The sequence below is a fragment of the Pseudothauera rhizosphaerae genome, from assembly GCF_004801305.1.
GTDB classification, from domain to species: domain Bacteria; phylum Pseudomonadota; class Gammaproteobacteria; order Burkholderiales; family Rhodocyclaceae; genus Pseudothauera; species Pseudothauera rhizosphaerae.
Map to the genome: position 1 here is coordinate 94,526 of NZ_SSOD01000016.1, position 20,954 is coordinate 115,479.

Here is a 20,954-nt window from a genome sequence, read left to right on the forward strand (position 1 = left end):
CACATCCAAAGCGGCCGCCATCATGACTTCTGCATCTGTTGCTGAAAAGCAATCTCGATGAACTTGCCTGGCCGCGCCAGGGCGACCAGAACGGAGACCCGCAGGGTGCCAGCCTGGACATCTTCGGGCGTCATGGTCTGGCCAAGACCGATACGTACCGAGAACGCATCGTCGGGAACGGCTCCGGCGAGCCCTCCTCTTTGCCAGATACCGAGCAGGAAGTTGGAGAGCGCGGATCTGATCATGCCCCAGGTATCGGCGGTGTGAGGCTCAAAGGCGTAGGACCCGCAGGCGAGCCGCATCGATTCCTCCAGCATGCTCGCCGTGCGCCGGACGTTGATGTAACGCCAGTCGGCGCTGTTGCTGTCCAGCGTGCGTGCGCCCCAGACCAGGACGCCTTCTCCGGGGAAGGATTGGATGGCATTGACCGATTTGCCATCCGGGCTCACGTTCATGTTCTCCTGTTCGCTGTCGGAAACCATGACGGCAGGAGCATTCACCGCGTTGACCTGAACGTTGGCGGGCGCTTTCCAGACTCCCTTGGTCCGGTCGACGAGCGCGTAGATGCCCGCCATGGCACCGCTGGGCGGAAGCAGGTTCAGGCGTTTCCTGATGTCCTCCATCGACAGTCGGAAAACCTTGCTTTGGCGCATTACGTTTTCGTCGATTCGCGCCCTGGGAATGCCGAGTTCCTCTTCGATCAAGGCTTGCAGCAGGTCTGCGTTGCCGATGTTTTCCGGACCGACATCCTGCGATCCGACGACGGTGGTTTTCAGCCAGGGGTAATAGGCCGCAGCGTGGCCGAGGCAGGCGGTGCCGATGGCATCCCGGAAAGCCCGGATGGCCTTCCTGTCCGGATCATCGCCGCCTTCAGGTCCCTCGTAGATGTCGAGAATCGCGAAGCGGTTGCGCGCATGCCGTCCGCAATGCTCCAGGATGGCCCGCTGCAAGGCCGCGCATTCCGCGCCGGACTCCAGAAGCATGGCATCGGGAACGGCCACCAGCGTCGGCTCCCGCTCCTGGCGCAACGGTTCGAGTCCTCCCGCGAGCCGTTCCAGCGTGATGCTCTCCTGATAGCTGCCGACCGATACCACGTAGCATGGGCCACCGCCATTGGCGAAGAACAGGCGCATGCTGTAGTCCAAAAAATAGCGTCCCGATTGCCGATGCAGGCAGTAGCCCTGCCCCTGAAGGGAAAAGACGGCTTCCTGGGACGAACCCGCCTCCTTCCGCCGGATTTCGAACTTGGGCGTTGGTGCGCCACCGAAGTATTTCCGGTATTCATCCGGACCGTCGATCCGATGCGGACGGTTCAGCAGCGACTTTCCTTCGTGCTCGGCCTTCTGTGTGTACCCGATGAATACCGGAACCGCCGTGGCCACTTCGGCAACGATGCCCGGGAAATCGTTCTTTTCGTCGACATACACACCAGGAGCCAAGTAAGCGCCAGACTGAGTCATGGAAATTCCCGTATCGATCGGAGCGATTTCACGCCCTACCCCAATGCCCGCAGGCTGGCCAGCGGCGGCCGCGCCAGCAGGCCGCGCACGCCCAGCCAGCCGCCGGCCAGCACGCCGAGCGCGCCGGCCGCCGCCCCGCCCAGCACCGGCAGCACGCCGGGCAAGTATTCCATACGGAATACCTGATCGGCCAGCGCCCAGCCGATGGCACTCGCGCCGATGCCCGCCAGCACGCCCGCCACGGCGCCGAGCACGAGGAACTCCGCGAACAGCGCATGGCGCACCTGGCGGTTGCGCGCGCCCAGGGTGCGCAGCATGGCCAGTTCGTATTCGCGCTCGTCGTGGGTGGCCTGCAGCGCGGCAAACAGCACCACCAGGCCGGCGGCGAGGGAGAAGCCGAAGACGAACTGCACCACCACGATCAGCTTGTCCATCATGGCCTGCACCTGGGCCAGCATCGCGGTGATGTCGATCACCGACAGGTTGGGGAACTCCCGCACCAAATGTGCGGTGAAGTCGTGTCGTTCCGGTGGCAGGTGGAAGCTGGTGATCATGCTGGCCGGATGGCCGGCGAGGACGCCTGATGAGGCGATGAAGAAGAAATTCACCCGCATGGAATCCCACTCCAGCCGCCGCACGCTGGTGATGGGCGCCTCCAGCGTCTGCCCGGCGACCTCGAAGGCCACGCGGTCGCCCACTTTCAGCGAGAAGGTGCGCGCCAGGCCCTCCTCCACCGAGAACTGGGGCGTATCCGCTTCCCCGTGCCAGGCGCCGGCGGAAATGCGGTTGCCGGACGGCAGGCGGGCGCCGTAGGAGAGGTTGAATTCCCGCTCGGCGAGCCGGCGGGTGCGGCGGTCCTCGAAATTGTTCGGGTCCACGGGCGCGCCGTTGATCGTGCTCATGCGCCCGCGGATCATGGGCAGCAGTTCGGGCACGGGCAGGCCGGCGTCGCGGAACAGGGCCTCGATGCCGGCCTGCTGCCCGGGCTGGATGTTGATGACGAAGCGGTTGGGCGCATCCGGCGGCGCGCTGCCCCGCCAGGTTTCGAGCAGGTCGGCGCGGATCAGCGTGAGCAGCAGCAGCGCGGTGAGCCCCAGCCCCAGCGCGGTGGCCTGGATCACGCTGCCGCCCATGCGCCGCCCCAGCGCCGCCAGCCCGTAGCGCCAGCCGCCGGCCGGACCGCCGGCACGCAGGCGCGCGGCCGCCCCCAGCACCAGACGCGCGGCCAGGGCGAACACGCCCAGCGCCACGCCGAAGCCGCCCGCCACCAGCAGCCCGAGGCGCAGCTCGGCGGCGATCCAGAAGATGATGGCCAGCAGCGCCACGGCGCCGGCCGCCCACGCCGCGCCGGTGACCGGCTCCACCCCGCCCAGCTCGCGGCGCAGCACGCGCAGCGTGGGCACCGCGCCCAGGCGCAGCAACTGGGGCAGCGCGAAACCCACCAGCAGCACCAGACCCACCGCGATCCCATGGGCCAGGGGCAGCAGCGAGGGGGCCGGCAGGCTGGTGGCCACGACTTCGGCCAGCACGCCGGCGAGCGCGAACTGGGTGGCCCAGCCCAGCGCCGCGCCGGCCAGCGCGGCGGCGAGGCCGAAGAGCAGGAACTCGCCGATGAAGAGCCGCAGCACCTGCCCCTGCCCCGCCCCCAGGCAGCGCATCACCGCGCAGCCGTCCAGGTGGCGCTGCAGGAAGCGGCGCGAGGACAGCCCCACCGCCACCGCGGCCAGCACCACCGCCAGCAGGGCCGCCAGGCGAAGGAAGCGCTGGGCCTGGTCCAGCGCGGTGCGCACCTCCGGGCGGGCATTCTCGATGCTTTCCACCGCCTGGCCGCGGCCCAGGTTCTGCTTCGCCCAGCGCTCGTAGCCGGCCACCGCCTCCGGGCTGCCCGCTAGATGCAGGCGCCAGGTGGCGCGGCTGCCTTCCACCAGCAGGCCCGTGGCCGGCAGGTCCGCGGCATTGAAGATGGCGCGCGGCAGCAGGCTGAAGAAGTTGGCGCCCCGGTCGGACTCGAAGCTCACCATGCCGCCGACGCGGAACTCCACCAGGCCGAAGCCGACCCGGTCACCCACCTGCACGCCCAGTTCGGCGAGCAGCCGCTCGTCCAGCCACACCTCGCCGGATGCGGGCACCCGGCCGGAGTCGGCATCGGGCTGGTTGGGGCCGGGCGCGATGCGCACCGCGCCGCGCAGCGGGTAGCCCTCCTCCACCGCCTTCACGCCGGCCAGCACGGCGCGCTCCTCGGTACTCGCCATGCTGGTGAACAGCACCGTGCCGGTGGACGCCAGCCCGCGCATACGGGCCTCGTCCACGAATTGCGCCGGCCACGGCTGGTCCGCGCGCAGCAACAGGTCGCCGCCCAAGAGCTGGTTGGCCTCCCGGTCCAGCCCGCGGCCGACCCGATCGGCCAGGAAACCAACGCTGGTGAGGCTCGCTACCGCGATCAGGATGGCTAGGCCGAGCAGGTGCAGTTCGCCGGCGCGCAGGTCGCGCAGCATCATACGGAAGGCGAGGCGGAGGGAAGCGATCATGGGAAAGGCGGGAGAAAACGGACGCCCGTCAGAGCCGTGGGCGAAATGATTGGTTCCTGGGCCGGCACATCATCGCCGTCTCTGGACGGCCGTGCAATGGCGTGGGAGCGGGCTTGCCCGCGATAACGGCGTCCTTTGCACCCGGAACCGCCGTATCGCGGCCAAGGCCGCTCCCACAAGAAGCCATTTGACATGGATTCAGAATGAAATCCATAGTCGCACCATGAACGCACCCCATCGCCCCCAGGCCGCGCGCTTGCGACGTGGTCGTTTCTCGGAAACCGGCCGCATCTACCTGGTGAGCACCGTCACTCGCGAACGGCAACCCGTTTTCCGCGACTTCACCCTGGCGCGGCTGGCGATCCGGGAGTTGGCCGCCTGCGACGCTCTGGAGGCGTGCGAAACGCTGGCTTTCGTGCTCATGCCGGACCATCTGCACTGGCTGCTCGACCTTGGAACCGCCGACCTTTCCGCCCTGCTGCGGCGTTTCAAGTCCACCAGTGCCCGCCGCGTCAATGCCGCGCGAAACACAGCGGAAAGCCCGCTCTGGCAAACAGGCTTCCACGATCACGCCCTGCGGCGCGAGGAGGATGTGGCGCAGGTGGCGCGGTACGTCGTTGCCAATCCGGTACGGTCCGGGCTGGTCAGGTCCGTACGGGACTATCCCCACTGGAATGCCGTCTGGCTGTAGGAGCGGCCTTGGCCGCGATGGGGCGTCAATTGAGCCCGGAACCGCCCCGGATTCAGGTCTTCACCGGACCCAGGATGCGGTGCACGAGTTCCGCCCAGTAGGCCACACCCGCCGGAATCACTGCGTCGTTGAAGTCGTAGGTGGGGTTGTGCAGCGTGCAGCCGCCCTCGCCCGGGCCGTTGCCGACCCACACGTAGCAGCCCGGTTTCTTCTGCAGGAAGAAGGCGAAGTCTTCCGCGCCCATGCTGGGGCGGGCGGTGGTGGTGACGGCCTCGTCCCCCGCCACCGCGCGCGCCACTTCGGCGCACAGCGCGGCTTCGGGCACGCTGTTGACGGTGGGCGGATAGCCGCGGCGGTAGTCGAAGGCCACGCGCAGGCCGAAACCGGCGGCGATGCCTTCGCACAGGCGGGCGAGGTGGCGCTCCACGTGGTCCTGCACGTCCTCGGAGAAGGCGCGCACGGTGCCGGCGAGCTGGGCGCGGTCGGGGATGACGTTGTAGGCCTCGCCGGCGTGGAACTGGGTCACCGAGACCACGGCGGCGTCGATGGGGTCCAGCGTGCGCGCGACGATGGTCTGCACCGCCTGCACCAGCGCCGCGCCCGCGGCCACCGGGTCGCGGCCCAGGTGCGGCATGGCGGCGTGGGCGCCGTGGCCGAGAATCTCGATGTCGAAGCGGTCGGCGCTCGCCATCACCGGGCCGGCGTGCACGGCGAAATGGCCGATCGGCAGGCCCGGCCAGTTGTGCATGCCGAACACGGCCTCCATCGGGAAGCGGTCGAACAGGCCGTCCTCGATCATCGCGCGGGCGCCGCCCTCGCCTTCCTCGGCGGGCTGGAAAACCAGGTATACGGTGCCGTCGAAATCGCGCGCGGCGGCCAGGGTCTCGGCGGCGCCGAGCAGCATGGTGGTGTGGCCGTCGTGCCCGCAGGCGTGCATGCAGCCGGCGTGACGCGACTTGTGGGCGAACTCGTTGCGCTCGGCGATGGGCAGCGCGTCCATGTCCGCGCGCAGGCCGATGGCGCGCAGGCCCCCGCTGCCACGTACCGCGCCGCGCACCACGCCGACCACGCCGGTGCCGCCGATGCCGCGATGGACCTCGATGCCCAGGCTTTCCAGGTGGCGGGCCACCAGTTCCGCGGTGCGATGCTCGGCGAAGGCCAGTTCCGGGTGGGCATGGATGTCGCGGCGGATCTCCGTCAGCCGGGCGAGGCTGGCGCCGGGTAGTGAAAGGGTGCTCATGGCGTCACTCTGTCTTAACGGTACTCTGCTGGAGTGGTCTATTACACCATGGCAGACTCCGTGCGGACATGCCGGAATGGGGCACGCGGCCATCCGGCATGCACGCGCGCGGTGCATCCCATCCAGCGGGCATGGGCAGGTGCCCCGGAAACCGCCGCCAGTGCACCGGCTGCGGCATGGCGCGGGAATTGCTGAGTGCCGGACAACCTTTTGCGTCGAGGAAGCCCAGATGTCCATCCACGTGGCCCTGCATCACCTCACCCGTTACCGCTACGACCGCCCGATCAACCTCGGCCCGCAGATCGTGCGGCTGCGCCCGGCGCCCCACAGCCGCACGCGCATCCTGTCCTATTCGCTGAAGGTGCAGCCGGCCGAGCACTTCATCAACTGGCAGCAGGACCCCCAGTCCAACTACCTCGCCCGCCTGGTGTTCCCGGAAAAGACCACCCATTTCGACATCGAAGTGGACCTGGTGGCCGAGATGGCGGTCATCAACCCCTTCGACTTCTTCCTCGAACCCTACGCCGAGCACTTCCCCTTCCAGTACGAGGACTGGCAGCGGGATGAACTCGCGCCCTACTTCAGGAAACTGCCGCTCACGCCCAAGTTCAAGGCCTATCTCGACGCCGTCCCGCGCGAGAAGAAGCAGAGCGTGAACTTCCTGGTGGACGTAAACCGGGAGCTGTACGAGCACATCGGCTACCTGATCCGCCTCGAACCGGGCGTGCAGACGCCGGAGGAGACGCTGGAACTGCAGTCCGGCTCGTGCCGCGATTCGGCCTGGCTGCTGGTGCAGTTGCTGCGCCACCTGGGGCTGGCGGCGCGCTTCGTGTCCGGCTACCTGATCCAGCTCACCCCGGACGTCAAGTCGCTGGACGGCCCCTCCGGGCCGGAGGCCGACTTCACCGACCTGCACGCCTGGGCCGAGGTCTACCTCCCCGGCGCGGGCTGGATCGGCCTGGACCCGACCTCGGGCCTCTTCGCCGGCGAAGGCCACATCCCGCTGTCGTGCACGCCGGAACCCGGCTCGGCCGCGCCGGTGACCGGCGTGCTGGACGAATGCGAGGTGGCGTTCGAGCACCAGATGAAGGTCACCCGCATCTGGGAAGCGCCCCGCGTCACCAAGCCCTACACCGAGGAGCAGTGGCACGAGATCGAAGCGCTGGGCCACGCCATCGACGCCGAACTCACCGCCGGCGACGTGCGCCTGACCCAGGGCGGCGAGCCCACCTTCGTTTCGGTGGACGACCCGGACGGCGCCGAATGGAACACCACCGCGCTGGGCCCGGACAAGAAGCGCCTGTCGGTGGAACTCTTCCACCGCATGCGGCAGAAGTACGCCCCCAAGGGGCTGGTGCACTTCGGCCAGGGCAAGTGGTATCCGGGCGAGCAGTTGCCGCGCTGGTCGCTCAACTGCTTCTGGCGCAAGGACGGCGAGCCGATCTGGGACGACCCGCTGCTGATCGCCGACGAGCATGCCGGCGGCGACGCCGACGAACACGACGCCGGACGCTTCCTGCGCGCGCTGGCCGAACACCTCGGCCTGGACCCGAAATACGCCTTCCCGGCCTTCGAGGACGCCTTCTACTACCTGTGGCGCGAACGCCGCCTGCCGGCCAACGTCGATCCCCTCGACTCGCGCCTGGACGATCCGCTGGAACGCGCCCGCCTCGCCCGCGTGTTCAGCCGCGGGCTGGACCGCGTCACCGGCCACGTGCTGCCCGTCACCCGCGACCCGGCCAGCGGCCAGTGGCAGACCGGGCCGTGGTTCCTGCGCAGCGAACGCTGCTACCTGGTGCCCGGCGACTCGGCGATGGGCTACCGCCTGCCGCTGGATTCGCAACCGTGGGTGGCCGAAGGCGACTACCCGTGGATCCACCAGCCGGACCCCTTCGACCATTTCCCGGCGCTGCCTCCGCACACCGCGCTGCGCCGCCAGTACGGCCCCGGCGAGGTCGGCCCGCACGGTTTCCACGACGTGCGCGGCGCCCCCGGCCGCGGGCGAGGCGCCGCTGCGGCGGCCGCGCGCGCCGCGGAATCCGCCGTCCGCGCCCCGGCCCCGCACGAGTCGGCCGCCTGGGTCACCCGCACGGCGCTGTGTACCGAGGCGCGCGAGGGCACGCTGTACGTCTTCATGCCGCCGCTCGCCCACCTGGAGGACTATCTGGAACTGGTCGCCGCCATCGAGGCCACCGCCGCCGCGCTCGACCGCCCGGTGCTGCTGGAAGGCTACGAACCGCCGCGCGACCCGCGCCTGCCCCACTTCCGCATCACCCCCGACCCCGGCGTGGTCGAGGTCAACATCCACCCCGCCGAGAACTGGGACCAGCTAGTGGACCAGACCACCCATCTCTACGAAGCCGCCCACTACTCCCGCCTGACCACCGAGAAATTCATGCTCGACGGCCGCCACACCGGCACCGGCGGCGGCAATCACTTCGTGCTCGGCGGCCCCACCCCGTCCGACTCGCCCTTTCTGCGCCGGCCCGACCTGCTGAGGAGCCTCGTCGCCTACTGGCACAACCACCCCTCGTTGTCCTACCTGTTCTCCGGCCTCTTCATCGGCCCCACCTCCCAGGCGCCGCGCATCGACGAGGCGCGCAACGATTCGGTATACGAGATCGAACTGGCCTTCCGCGAGATGAACCGCATCTGCGCCCAGGGCCCCAACGGCTGCCCGCCGTGGATGGTGGACCGCCTGCTGCGCAACCTCCTCATCGACGTCAGCGGCAACACCCACCGCGCCGAGTTCTGCATCGACAAGCTGTATTCCCCCGACGGCCCCACCGGCCGCCTGGGCCTGCTGGAGATGCGCGCCTTCGAGATGCCGCCCCACGCGCGCATGAGCCTCACCCAGCAACTGCTGCTGCGCGCGCTGGTCGCCCGCTTCTGGAAGGACCCCTGCGACCCGCCGCAACTGGTGCGCTGGGGCACCGAGCTGCACGACCGCTACCTGCTGCCCCACTTCGTCTGGCAGGACTTCACCGACGTGGTGCAAGACCTGCAGGCCGACGGCTACCCCGTCCAGGCCGACTGGTTCGCTCCCCACCAGGAGTTCCGCTTCCCCAAGTACGGCGATTTCGCCGTCAAGGGCATGACGCTGGAACTGCGCAGTGCGCTCGAACCCTGGCACGTGATGGGCGAGGAAGGCGCCGTCGGCACCACGGTGCGCTACGTGGATTCCTCGGTCGAACGCCTGCAGGTCAAGCTGTCCGGCGCGCCTCCGGCGCGCTACCGCGTGACCTGCAACGGCCACACGGTGCCGCTGGTGCCCACCGGCACCGTGGGCGAGTTCGTCGCCGGCGTGCGCTACCGCGCCTGGCAGCCGCCGTCCTGCCTGCATCCCACCATAGGCGTGCACGGCCCGCTGGTGTTCGACATCGTGGACACCTGGAACGAGCGCAGCCTGGGTGGCTGCCAATACCACGTGGCGCACCCGGGCGGGCGCAATTACGACACCTTCCCGGTCAACGCCTTCGAGGCCGAGAGCCGCCGCATGGCGCGCTTCTTCCGCATGGGCCACACACCGGGCACGTTGCAGGCAGGGGAAGCCCGCATCAACCTGGAATTCCCGTTCACGCTAGACTTGCGCCTGGGTTGAACTCCGCCCCGCCTCGCGGGGCGGTGCAGTTTCCGGCCGCCAGACATCCACCTGCAAACAAGAAAGAAGCGCACCGCCCGCCGCCATGCCCGCCGGCCTCATCGAAACCTACCCGTTCGCCGCCGACCGCTACGACGAAATGCTGGCGGCTGCCGGCGAGCCCCGAGCCCACTGGCAGGCCTTCGCCGACCGGCTCGCCCGCTTTTCCGACGGTGTCCTCGCCGGCCGCGCCGACTTCGTGCGCGGCGCCATCGAGGCGGACGGCGTCACCTACAACGTCTACACGGACCCCAAGGGCACCAAGCGCCCGTGGGAACTGGACATGCTGCCCCTCATCGTCGGCGCCGACGAATGGGAAACGCTGAGTGCCGCCGTGGCCCAGCGCGGGCGCCTGCTCAACGCCATCCTGGCCGACCTCTACGGCCCGCGCACGCTGCTCGCCGAAGGCCTGCTGCCGCCCGCGCTGGTGTTCGGCCAGCACGGCTACAAGTGGCCCTGCCAGGGCGTGCAGCCGCCGGGCGGCATCTGGCTGCACAGCTACGCGGCGGATCTGGCCCGCGCCCCGGACGGCAAGTGGTGGGCCATCGCCGACCGCACCCAGGGTCCCTCGGGCGCCGGCTACGCGCTGCAGAACCGCCTCATCGTCTCCCGCACCTTCCCCGACGCTTTCCGCGAACTGCAGGTGCATACGCTGGCCGGCTTCTTCCGCTCCATCCAGGACAGCCTGGCCCGTCTGGCACCCACGGACGGCGAGGCGCCGCTCAACGTGCTGCTCACGCCGGGCCCCTACAACGAAACCTACTTCGAGCACGCCTTCCTCGCCCGCTACCTCGGCTTCCCGCTGGTGGAAGGGCAGGACCTCACGGTGCGCGACGACACCGTCTACCTCAAGACCCTGCGCGGCCTGCGCCGCGTGCATGCCATCCTGCGCCGGCTGGACGACGATTTCTGCGACCCGCTGGAACTGCGCGCCGACTCCGCGCTGGGCATCCCCGGCCTGCTGGGCGCCATCCGCGCGGGGCGCGTGCTGATGGCCAACCAGCTCGGCAGCGGCGTGCTGGAATCCGCCGCCCTGCTCGGCTTCCTGCCGCCCATCTGCGAACGCCTGCTGAACGAGCCGCTGAAGATGCCTTCGGTGGCCACCTGGTGGTGCGGCGAGGAACCGGCGCTCGAATACGTGCTGGAGCACCTGGACGAACTGGTCATCAAGCCGGCCTTCCCGTCCATGCGCATGAACGCCGTGTTCGGCCATGAACTGAAAGGCGAATCGCGCCGCCGCATGATCGAGCGCATCGTCGCCCAGCCCCATGCCTACGTCGGCCAGGAGTGGGTGCGCCTGTCCCAGGCACCGATGTGGAACCACCGGCTGATGCCGCGCTCGGTGGGCATCCGGGTGTTCGCCGCCGCCACCCCGGACGGCTACACCGTCATGCCCGGCGCCCTGGGCCGCGTGGCACCCCGCGCCGGCATGGAAGTCATCTCCATGCAGCGCGGCGGCCTGTCCAAAGACACCTGGGTGCGCGCCGACGCCCCGGTGGTGCGCACCACCCTGCTCAAGCGCCGCCTGGGCGTCATCGACCTGGTGTGCGGCGGTTCGGACATCCCCTCCCGCGTGGGCGAAAACCTGTTCTGGATGGGGCGTTACGCCGAACGCTGCGAAGCCAGCGCCCGTCTGCTGCGTGCCGCGCTGGTGCGCGTGTCCAACTCCGATCCGGAAACCGAACTGCGCCTGTCGGGCCTGCTCGCCGCCGCGCGCCGCTCCGGCGTGCTGCCCGAAGAGGAGGACGCGGACGAGATGCAGACGCTGGAAGAGGAACTGCTCGCCGCCCTCACCGACGTGGAGCAATCCGGTTCCGTGGCCGCCAACCTGCGCGCACTGGCCTACTCCGCCGGCCACGTGAAGGAACGCCTGTCCTCGGACAACTGGCACGCCCTCAACCACCTGGAACAACTGCTCTCGCGCCCCGTCGGCACCGTCGACCAGGCCCTGTCCGCCATCGACCAGGTGATGCTCTCCTGCATCTCGCTGGCCGGCTTCGCCATGGACGACATGACCCGCGACGAAGGCTGGCGTTTCCTCATCCTCGGCCGCCGCATCGAACGCCTGGCCGGGCTGTCGGCGCTGGTGTCGGTGCCGCTGGAACCCGAGGTGCGCGGGCGGGAGCGCATGTTCGAATGGCTGCTGGAAGCGGCCAACTCCATCGTCACCTACCGCGCCCGCTACCGCCGCGTGCCGGAACTGCTGCCGCTGGTACACCTGCTGGTGTTCGACGCCACCAACCCCCACTCCGTCGGCTTCCAGGCGGAGGCGCTGCAGCGCTACCTGCAGCGCACCGCCCGGGAACTGGGCCACCCCTACCCTTCGCTGATGATCGACCCCCTCGCCCGCCGCCTGGCGGATTTCGACCTCACCCGCTTCGAGGCCGACGACTGCGAACTGGCGGTGGGCACGCTGCGCACCCTGCTCGCCGAAGCGGAAGAGGCCGCCGCCAGCCTGTCGGAAGAGGTGCACCGCCGTTTCTTCATCCACACCGTGCGCCCGATGCACCTGAGGAGGGTCGCGTGAGCGCAATCCCGAGGATTCCGGTGCGCTATCACGTGCGCCACGACACCCGCTACCGCTACGACCAGCCGGTGGGCGAATCCCGCCAGTTGCTGCGGCTCACGCCCCGCGAACTGCCCTGGCAGCACACTTGCGCCCACCGCCTGGACATCGACCCGGAGCCCGCCCGCCGCCAGCGCTTCGTGGACGGGCTGGGCAACACCGTCGAAACCCTGCACTTCGAACAGGACCACGAAGCCCTCTTCATCCGCGCCGAAAGCTGGGTGGAACTCGCCCCGCGCGACCTGCCCGCGCTGGCCGACTCGCCCGCCTGGGAGAGCGTGCGCGACGCGCTGGAATACCGCGCCGGCCACACGCTCGACGCCGAACGGCTGGAAGCCTGCGCCTATCTCTTCGAATCGCGCCACGTGCGCGTCAAGCGCGAGTTCGCCGAATACGCCGCCCCCGACTTCCCGCCCGAGGCCCCGCTGCTGGTCGGCGTGCATCACCTGATGCAGCGCATCTTCGACGAATTCACCTTCGACCCGGAAGCCACCGACGTCTCCACGCCGGTCACGGAAGTGTTCGAGAGCCGCCGCGGCGTGTGCCAGGACTTCGCCCACTTCATGCTCTCCTGCCTGCGCTCCCTGGGCCTGCCGGCGCGCTACGTGAGCGGCTACCTGCTCACCCGTCCGCCGCCCGGCAAGCCGCGCCTGGTCGGCGCGGACGCCACCCACGCCTGGGTGGCGGTGTACTGCCCCGGCCACGGCTGGGTGGATTTCGACCCTACCAACGCACTGATGCCGGACCTGGAACACATCACCCTGGGCTGGGGGCACGACTTCGCCGACGTCTCGCCGCTGCGCGGCGTGATCCTCGGCGGCGGCGAGCACGAGCCGGAAATCGCCGTCACCGTGGTGCCGGAAGAGGAGTTCGCCACGCTCTACGGCGCCGCTGAACTGCCCGGCCTCGCGCCGGCCTGCGGCTGAGCGGCATCCGCCCCGGCGCGCAATGGACCGGCTGACACTCGAACGCCGGCAGGTCTGGATCTACCTGGCCGCCATCTGCGCGGGCCTCGCCATCGGCAGCGCCGCGCCGGCCCTCTCCGCCCCGTTCGAGGCCGCACTGTGGCCGGTGCTCGCCCTGCTGCTGTACGCCACCTTCGTGCAGGTGCCGCTGCTGCACGTGCGCGATGCCCTGCGCGACCGCCGCTTCGTGCTCGCCATCGCGCTCGGCAACTTCGTCGCCGTGCCGCTGCTGGTGTGGGGCCTGCTGCACGCCCTGCCGCCCGACCCGGCGCTGCGGCTCGGCGTCGCGCTGGTGCTGCTGGCGCCGTGTACGGACTGGTTCGTCACCTTCACCCAGCTCGGGCAGGGCGACGGCGCACGCGCGATCGCGGTCACGCCGCTCAACCTGCTCGCCCAGGTCCTGCTGCTGCCGCTCTACCTATGGTGGCTGATCCCGGCCGGCAGCGCCGACGCCGCCTTCCGCCTGCGCGACCTGCTGCCGGTCGCCGCCGCGCTGATCGGCCTGCCGCTCACCGCCGCCGCGCTCAGCGAGCGCTGGATCGAAGCCGCACCGGCGCGCGCCGTGTGGCGCGAGCGCCTGGCCTGGTGGCCGGTGCCGCTGCTCGCGCTGACGCTGTTCCTGATCGCCGCCGCTCAGGCCAGCACCGTACGCACCGCGGGTACCTGGCTCGCCACGGTGCTGCCGGTGTTCGTGGCCTATCTGGCCGCCGCGCTGTTCCTCGCCCGCGCCCTCGCCCACCTGCTGCGCCTACCGGTACACAGCGCCCGCACGCTCGCCTTCAGCCTCGGCACGCGCAACTCCTTCGTCGTGCTGCCCATCGCCCTGGCCCTGCCGGCGGGCTGGGAAGCCGCCGTCGTCGTCATCGTGTGGCAGTCCCTGATCGAACTCTTCGGCATGACCGCCTGCCTGTGGCTGGTGCCCACGCGCCTGTTTCCCTCGGCGCGCTGAACCGCGGCGCCGGTGCGCCCCGGAAGCCACAAACGGAATCGGCGCCCGAAGGCGCCGACCCTTTCAACTTCCTGCGGGCGATCCCGGACGATCAGGCCTCCTTGCGGCGGCGCAGCCCCAGCATGCCGGCGAAGGCGAGGCCGGCCAGCGCCAGGGAACCCGGTTCGGGAACCGAATTGCCGCCATCCTTCTTCGTGACGGTGACGTTGGCGAGCTTGATGTAGTCGTAGTTGCTGTCCTTGAAAGCCTTCCACGAGCCGTTGCCGTTCTTGTCCCCGGACGTCACGCCGGTGCCCGCCTCGAAACCGCCCGCACCGATCAGCCAGAAGCTGGAATAGATGCTGGTATTCAGATCCACCGACGCGGACGAATTGTTGGCGAGGTTGGAATAGTTGCCGACCAGGGTCCAGCCCGCGAGGCTGCCGTATTGCTGGTCGACGAGGCTCGGGGTGCCGCCGCCCGTATAGGCCAGCACGAAGAAATCCGAATCGGTGTAGCCCAGCACGTTCAGCGTATCGAGCTTCACGCCCTGAGAGCCGTTGAGCGCCGAGAAGTCGAGCAGGATCGAATCGAAACGTTCGTTGTTGTCGATGGCGAGTTCCCGGATATCCCAAATGCCACCATTCTCATTGGTGTCACCCGGCCACGTCCCGTACGCATCGTTGTTGGTGATGCCCACGCCCGGGTATCCCGGCCCCGCATTCAGGTAGGCGGTTTCGATCCTGTTGGCGTTGCTGTTGTCGTTGTCGGGATAGCCGGTGCTGGAATATCCCCTGGCCGTCAGGGTGGCCCCGCCCTGGGTGTAGGTGAGTTGGGTGCCGCTGGACGATCCTGTCGGATCGAGCAGGTCGAAGGACCACGACTGGCTCGCGCCGGCACCGGCCGACACGGACATCAGCAGTGCGGCGCCGATCAGCGCGAATGAAGGACGAGGGGACATGCTCATCTCCCGGACAAATAGGTTTGCGCTACATGCTGCAAGATTCGCGCCACTCCTGCAACGGGCTGTTTTTGAAACAGAATCTTTGGCCGCTCGCAGGACAACCCAAAAAATGTAAGAAAAGGCGACACTTTCAGCGCGCGCCCACGTTCAGCAGCGGCGGCCCTTCGAGCACCGCGGCATCCAGCGTGCCGCCCAGTTCTGCGCGTGCCTCGGCACTGCGGCCGGCATCGTGCAGCACCTTGGCCAGGTGGTAGCGGATGTCGCGGTCGTCGGGCTGGCGCACGCGCGCTTCGCGCAGATAGCGCAGGCCCTCCTCGCTGCGGCCGTGGCGGGCCAGAACCCAGCCGTAGGTGTCGATCACCTTCGCGTCCATCGGGGCCAGCGCGTGCGCTCTGGCCGCCATGTCCAGCGCCCGGGCATCGCCGAGTTCGAGCAGGACCAGCGCGTAGTTGTTGTAGGCCCACGCCCCACCGCCGGTGGCACCGCCTCCCAGCAGGGTTTCGTATTCCCGCGCCGCCTCCCGCCAGTCGCCGCCGCGCATGTGCAGTTCGGCCAGCGCCTGGCGCACGGCGGCATCGCCGGGCTGGGGCTTGAGCCAGTCCTGCAGCGCGGCCAGGGCTTGGGCACGCTCGCCGTGGGCCAGCAGCGCGCGCGCCCGGCGCAGCGTCAGGTCGGCGGAGACCCGCAGGCCGAGGGCGGCACGGTAGGCCTCCTCGGCCTCCGCGTAGCGCCCCGCCGTCATGGCAAGATCGCCCGCGAGCCGGAAGCCGTCCACGCGCTTCGGATGCGTGCTGCGCAGGCTGCGCGCATGCTCGGCCGCTTGCGCGTAATCACGCTCGGCAATCGCCGCCTCGGCCGCCAGCACCAGCGCGTCCGCATCGCCCGGCCGGCCCTGCAGCGCCTTCTGCGCGCTGTAGGCGGCCGCGCTTGGGGCGGCCGCGGCCAGTTGCAGGTAGCCGATCCGCACCAGCGCCACCGCGTCGAATTCGGCGAAGCGGACCATGTCGCGCAAGGTCTGCTGGGCGGCCTTGTTGTCGCCGACGGCCATCTGGGCGCGTGCCAGCGCCGCCAGCACGGTGAGATCGCCCTGTTTGCGCACCGCCAGCGCCCGCGCGGCCTCCAGTGCGCCGGTGGTGTCGCCCGCCGCCGTGCGCGCGTCGATCAGCGCCAGCCCGATGCGCGCGTCATCCGGCCGTTCCGCGGCAGCCTTCTCGACCCAGCGCATGGCCTCGGCCGCATTGCCGGCAGCCCGCTCCAGCAGGGCGGATTCGTACATCGCGGTGGCGTCGCGCCGGTCGCGCTTCAGCAGCTCGGCATAGACCTGGCGGGCCTCGGCAAACCTGCCTTCGGCCACGTCCACGCGGGCGAGGTTGAGCCGCGCCGGCGCAAACCCCGGCGCGCGCTGCAGCGCCTCGCGGTAGGCCGCGCGCGCGCCCGGAAGGTCTCCGGCTGCCGCCTTGATGACACCCACGAGGTTGAGCGCCGCCGGGTTGCCGGGCAGCGCGCGCTCGGCGCGCCCGGCCACGGCGAGCGCTTCCGCGGCATTGCCCTGGCGGGCATGGAGATTGGCCAGCGCCATGGCGAGGCCGAGGTCGCCCGGTGCCTTGTCGAAGGCCGCCTGCAGGCGCTGCGCCGCGGCCGCGGTGTCGCCCTCGCCGAGCTTGCTGAAACCCAGCGTGGCCTCCACGCGCGGATCGCCGCCGAGGGCCGCGGCCCGTTCCAGCAATTCGGTCGCCTTGGCGTAACGCTTCTGGGCGAGCCAGGCGCGGCCGAGCAGATGCAGGGCCTGCGCATCGTCGGGCGCGAGCCGCAGCACGCCTTCGAGCACGTCCACCGCGCGCAGGGGGTCGTCGCCATCCAGATGGACCGCGGCCAGCAGCTTCTTGGCACCGAGGTTGCGCGGATAGCGCGACACCAGCACCTCGAGATACTTGCGCGCGTTCCCGTACTGGCGCCCGGCGTGGTGGGCCAGCGCACCGGCCATCAGCAACTGTTCCTGCCCCGCGATCCATTCCGCCGGCAGGACGTCCACCAGGCGGGCGACTTCCTGCAGATGTTCGGCGGCGGCCCGGGCGTCACCGCGGCGGCTGGCGAGCAGTGCGCGCAGGTAGGCGATGCGGGGCTCGACCGGTGCAAGGGCGGCCATGCCGTCGAGCATGGCCCGAGCCTCCTCGTCGCGGCCCAGGTCGACCAGGATGCCGGCCCGGGCGACGCCCGCATCGACGAAGTCGGCGCGCAGCGCGAGGGCGCGCTCGTAATCCCGCAGGGCGCCGGCGAGATCGCCGCGGGCGTGGAAGACCGAAGCCCGCGCGTTCCAGGCACCGGCATCATCGGGCGCGAGCTGCACCGCGCGCTCGGCACGCTCGCGCGCCACGTCCAGCTTGCCGGTGGCGAGCAGCAGCGGCACCTCGGCCACCAGCGGCACCGGCGAGGCCGGGTCGACGGCACGCGCGTCGGCGAAGCTGCGCGCGGCCTCGGCCGGCTTGCCCAGCGCCACGTAGGCGCTGCCGCGCAGCGCGAGCACGTCGAGCCGCACCTCCGGCGCCAGCCCTTCGGCGGGGATGGTGTCGATCACGCGCGCGGGTTTGCCCTGCAGCAGGTAGATGCGGGCGAGCGGCACCGCCACCTCGGCGCGGTTGACGCCCAGCCGCAGGGCTTCGCGGAATTCGACCTCGGCCGGACCGAGATCGCCGCCGGCGAGATAGGCGCGTGCCAGCAGCAGGTGGGCGGCGAGCATGTCCCGGTCCTGCTGCAGCGCGTTCTGGAGCTGGATGATGGCGCCGGGCAGATCCTGCGCGGAAAAACGCGCCAGGCCGTCCTCGTAGTAGCGGCTGGCCCTGGCCGCGTCGGCATGCGCCGGCGCCGCCAGCGCGGCGAGGCACAACAGGAGGACCGGCAGCGGCCGGAACGGTGCACGCTTCATCGAGCGGAACGGATACTGGAGGATGGGTGGAACGAGTATAGGGAGTCAGCCGCCCGCGGGCCGTTAAATGCTTCGCTCTCCGACGACATTGTTCTCCGGTCGCCGCAACGGCGGGAACGGGCTTGACAACCCGCCCGCATGGGCACCAGAACGGCAATTCCCCCAAGCCCCTTTCGCGCCCCAATACTGTTCGGATAAGTTAACCGCGCTGCGGGTGTCGCTGTGCTCCCTCTCCCCTTGCGGGGGAGGGCTGGGGAGAGGGGCGCCCCGCAGGGGCGGCGGCGTGCCATTCCGGCTGCGGCTTTCCCCCTCTCCCCCAACCCCTCTCCCGCGAGGGGAGAGGGGAGAAAAAACCATTCCGTCCACCTGACTGAACCGTATTGCCTTTCGTGCCCCCGTCCTTGAAGCTCTTTTACGCCGACCACTTCGTGTTGCCGCTGCCGCCGGGGCATCGCTTCCCGATGGAGAAGTACGCCCGCCTGCACGCCCGCCTGCAGGCCGGGGGGCTGTTCGCCGCCGAAGACTTCCGCGTGCCCGCAGCGGCCGACGATGCTGCCCTGCTGCGCGCCCACGATGCGGGCTACCTGCAGCGTATCGTCAGCGGCACGCTGGACGCGGCGGAAATGCGGCGCATCGGCTTTCCGTGGTCAGCGGCGATGGTGGAACGCTCCCGCCGCTCCGCCGGTGCCACGCTGGCCGCCTGCCGCGCCGCGCTGGAAGACGGGTGCGCGGCCAACATGGCCGGCGGCACCCACCACGCCCACCGGGATTCCGGCTCCGGCTTCTGCGTGTTCAACGACGCCGCCGTCGCCGCGCTGGCCATGCTGGCCGAAGGCCGCGCCACGCGCGTGGCGGTCATCGACTGCGACGTGCACCAGGGCGACGGCACCGCCACCATCCTCGCCGGCAACCCGGCCACCTTCACCCTGAGCCTGCACGGGGCGAAGAACTTCCCCTTCCGCAAGGCCGCCAGCGACCTGGACATCGAACTCCCGGACGGCACCGCGGACGCGGACTACCTCGCCGCGCTGGAACGCGGGCTGGAGGCGGTGTTCGGCGGCTTCCGCCCGGACCTCGCCATCTACCTCGCCGGTGCCGCCCCCTTCGCAGGCGACCGCCTCGGCCGCCTGGCGCTGACCCGCGCGGGGCTCGCCGAACGCGACCGCCGCGTGCTCGCCGCCTGCCGCGCGGCCGCCGTGCCGGTAGCCATCGCCATGGCCGGCGGCTATGCTCGCCACATCGACGACACCGTGGCCATCCACGCCGCCACCATCGAAACTGCCGCACGCCTGTGGCACCCCACGGAACAGGACGCCCCCGCATGACCGACGAAGCCCGCATCGCCCTGCTGATCGACGCCGACAACTGCCCGGCGGCCAAGATCGAGGTCATCCTCGACGAACTCGCCAAGTACGGCGTCACCAACGTGCGCCGCGCCTACGGCAACTGGAAGAGCAGCGGACTCAAGAGCTGGGAGGAAGTGCTGCACGAATACGCCATCCAGCCCATCCAGCAGTTCGCCTACACCAAGGGCAAGAACGCCACCGACAGCGCCATGATCATCGACGCCATGGACCTGCTCTACACGCAGAAGCTGGACGGTTTCGGCATCGCCTCGTCGGATTCCGACTTCACCCCGCTGGTCATGCGCATCCGCGCCAACGGGCTCAAGGTGTACGGCTTCGGCGAAAAGAAGACGCCCATGCCCTTCGTCAACGCCTGCTCGCGCTTCCTCTACCTGGAAACCCTGGGCGAGCCCGCGCGCACCGAGGAAGGCGCGGCCGCCGCCGGCGTGCAGAAGAAGAGCGCCAAGGAACTCAAGGGCGACACCCGCCTCGTGACCCTGCTGCGCAACGCCGTGGAAGCCTGCCTGGAAGACGACGGCTGGGCCAGCCTGTCCGCGCTCGGTTCCCACATCTCCAACCAGGCCTCCTTCGACCCGCGCAACTACGGCTACAAGAAGCTGGGCGACCTGATCGAAGCCACCGGCCTGTTCGAATCCGAGCGCCGCGGCAGCCACCTGTTCCTGCGCGACAAGCGCAGCACACGCAAGAACAGCGACTGACTCCCCCATGCCCGCTACCGACAACTCATCCACCCACGACTTCTGGGACGGCCTGGCCGAATTCGGTCCGGCGCAGAGCTCGGCCGCGCTGGAGTACGCCCTCGCCACCCTCGCCCGTCTGGCCGGCGCCCAGCAGGCCTACTGGATGGGTACGGTGCGCCTCTCCCACGGCGCCGACATCCTCGACGGCTGGCGGCCCGCCGTGATCCGCTATCTGCATCCGCGGGAGGCGCTGGAAACCAACTTCCAGGCCCATTGCCGCCTCATCGAGCAAGGCAGGATAGACCCCAGCATCGTCGCCAACATGCGCGGCGCCGGCCGCTACCGCACCAACCTGCACCACGAACTGGTGGAGCCGGAGTGGTACGAGTCCGACTTCCACCGCGTGTACTTCGTCCCCTACGGCCTCCGCGACACCCTCTACATGGCCATGCCCCTGGGCGAGGACATCGAATGCTGGTTCGGCCTGCAGCGCATCGGCCCGCAGCAGCCCTTCTTCAGCCAGGCCGACAAGAAAAGCCTGGATCACGCGGGGCGCTCCCTCAAGTGGTTCCACCGCCGCCTGGCCCTGCACTACGGCCTGCGCATCACCACCAAGCCGCTCGCCCCCACCGAGCGCCGGGTGCTCGAACACCTGCTCGGCGGCGACACCGAAACCGGCATCGGCACGGCCCTGGGCCTGACCACCGCCACCGTGCACACCTACGCCACCCGCATCTACCGCAAGTTCAACGTCCAGGGCCGCAACGGCCTGACGGCCCTCTGGCTGGGGCGGTAACTCCTCCTCCACCATGGGAGCGGCCTTGGCCGCGATGCAGCAGTCATCCGCCCCCGGAACCGCCGCATCGCGGGCAAGCCCGCTTGTGTCTGCGATACCCCGTAGGATCGTGGGTGAGAGCGGCGGGTGGCAAGCTGCCAGGCCGGGGTGCGCAAAGCACGTGTGGGAGCCCAAGCTGCCACCCGCCTGCCTCTGGTTCAAGCCCG

13 protein-coding genes are annotated in these 20,954 nt (G+C 69.9%); 8 read left to right on the top strand and 5 right to left on the bottom strand.

From position 1 onward, the window contains the following. Positions 1 to 20: 20 nt before the first annotated feature. Positions 21 to 1,427 (bottom strand): phage tail sheath family protein, encoded by a 1,407-nt coding sequence (locus tag E6O51_RS17390; protein WP_211091450.1) that lies wholly within the window; start codon positions 1,425 to 1,427, stop codon positions 21 to 23. 68 nt (positions 1,428 to 1,495) lie between these two features. Next, the gene (locus E6O51_RS17395; RefSeq protein WP_136386282.1) at positions 1,496 to 3,988 is read right to left on the bottom strand and encodes an ABC transporter permease; all 2,493 of its coding nucleotides are present in this window, start codon (positions 3,986 to 3,988) and stop codon (positions 1,496 to 1,498) included. 223 nt (positions 3,989 to 4,211) lie between these two features. Here E6O51_RS17395 and E6O51_RS17400 point away from each other — a divergent pair, with 223 nt between their 5' ends. Continuing rightward, complete coding sequence (locus E6O51_RS17400) at positions 4,212 to 4,679, top strand: REP-associated tyrosine transposase (RefSeq protein WP_136386283.1); 468 nt, start codon at positions 4,212 to 4,214, stop codon at positions 4,677 to 4,679. 52 nt (positions 4,680 to 4,731) lie between these two features. Here E6O51_RS17400 and E6O51_RS17405 read toward each other — a convergent pair whose 3' ends face one another. Further along, on the bottom strand, positions 4,732 to 5,919 hold the full coding sequence (locus E6O51_RS17405) for a M20 aminoacylase family protein (RefSeq protein WP_136386284.1): 1,188 nt from the start codon (positions 5,917 to 5,919) through the stop codon (positions 4,732 to 4,734). Between the two features lie 229 nt (positions 5,920 to 6,148). Between E6O51_RS17405 and E6O51_RS17410 the strand changes: the two genes are divergently transcribed. The 4 genes from E6O51_RS17410 (at position 6,149) to E6O51_RS17425 (ending at position 14,039) form a co-directional block, all read left to right on the top strand. Continuing rightward, positions 6,149 to 9,520 carry a transglutaminase family protein gene (locus E6O51_RS17410; RefSeq protein WP_136386285.1) on the top strand — a complete coding sequence of 1,124 codons (3,372 nt, stop codon included), beginning with the start codon at positions 6,149 to 6,151 and terminating at the stop codon, positions 9,518 to 9,520. 85 nt (positions 9,521 to 9,605) lie between these two features. Next, positions 9,606 to 12,086, top strand: a complete 2,481-nt coding sequence (locus tag E6O51_RS17415; protein WP_136386286.1) for a circularly permuted type 2 ATP-grasp protein — start codon at positions 9,606 to 9,608, stop codon at positions 12,084 to 12,086. Continuing rightward, positions 12,083 to 13,051 (top strand): transglutaminase family protein, encoded by a 969-nt coding sequence (locus tag E6O51_RS17420; RefSeq protein WP_230976829.1) that lies wholly within the window; start codon positions 12,083 to 12,085, stop codon positions 13,049 to 13,051. The genes E6O51_RS17415 and E6O51_RS17420 overlap by 4 nt, the downstream gene beginning before the upstream one ends. Positions 13,052 to 13,073: 22 nt before the next feature. Continuing rightward, complete coding sequence (locus E6O51_RS17425; protein ID WP_136386287.1) at positions 13,074 to 14,039, top strand: arsenic resistance protein; 966 nt, start codon at positions 13,074 to 13,076, stop codon at positions 14,037 to 14,039. A 91-nt stretch (positions 14,040 to 14,130) separates the two neighbouring features. Here E6O51_RS17425 and xdp1 read toward each other — a convergent pair whose 3' ends face one another. Both xdp1 and prsT read right to left on the bottom strand, forming a co-directional pair. After that, the gene (gene xdp1, locus E6O51_RS17430; RefSeq protein ID WP_168735315.1) at positions 14,131 to 14,979 is read right to left on the bottom strand and encodes an exosortase-dependent surface protein XDP1; all 849 of its coding nucleotides are present in this window, start codon (positions 14,977 to 14,979) and stop codon (positions 14,131 to 14,133) included. A 133-nt stretch (positions 14,980 to 15,112) separates the two neighbouring features. Continuing rightward, positions 15,113 to 17,905 carry an XrtA/PEP-CTERM system TPR-repeat protein PrsT gene (prsT, locus tag E6O51_RS17435; RefSeq protein WP_136386289.1) on the bottom strand — a complete coding sequence of 931 codons (2,793 nt, stop codon included), beginning with the start codon at positions 17,903 to 17,905 and terminating at the stop codon, positions 15,113 to 15,115. Between the two features lie 401 nt (positions 17,906 to 18,306). On the opposite strand from prsT, the gene E6O51_RS17440 reads away from it, so the two are divergent. Genes E6O51_RS17440 through E6O51_RS17450 form a run of 3 tightly spaced genes read left to right on the top strand, consistent with a single transcriptional unit; the run spans position 18,307 to position 20,748 of the window. Beyond that, positions 18,307 to 19,230, top strand: coding sequence for a histone deacetylase family protein (locus tag E6O51_RS17440; RefSeq protein WP_136386290.1), 924 nt, complete (start codon positions 18,307 to 18,309; stop codon positions 19,228 to 19,230). Beyond that, positions 19,227 to 19,970: an NYN domain-containing protein gene (locus E6O51_RS17445; RefSeq protein WP_136386291.1), complete on the top strand. Its 744-nt coding sequence runs from the start codon at positions 19,227 to 19,229 to the stop codon at positions 19,968 to 19,970. The genes E6O51_RS17440 and E6O51_RS17445 overlap by 4 nt, the downstream gene beginning before the upstream one ends. A 7-nt stretch (positions 19,971 to 19,977) precedes the next feature. Continuing rightward, positions 19,978 to 20,748, top strand: coding sequence for a response regulator transcription factor (locus tag E6O51_RS17450; protein ID WP_136386292.1), 771 nt, complete (start codon positions 19,978 to 19,980; stop codon positions 20,746 to 20,748). The last annotated feature ends 206 nt before the right edge of the window (positions 20,749 to 20,954 follow it).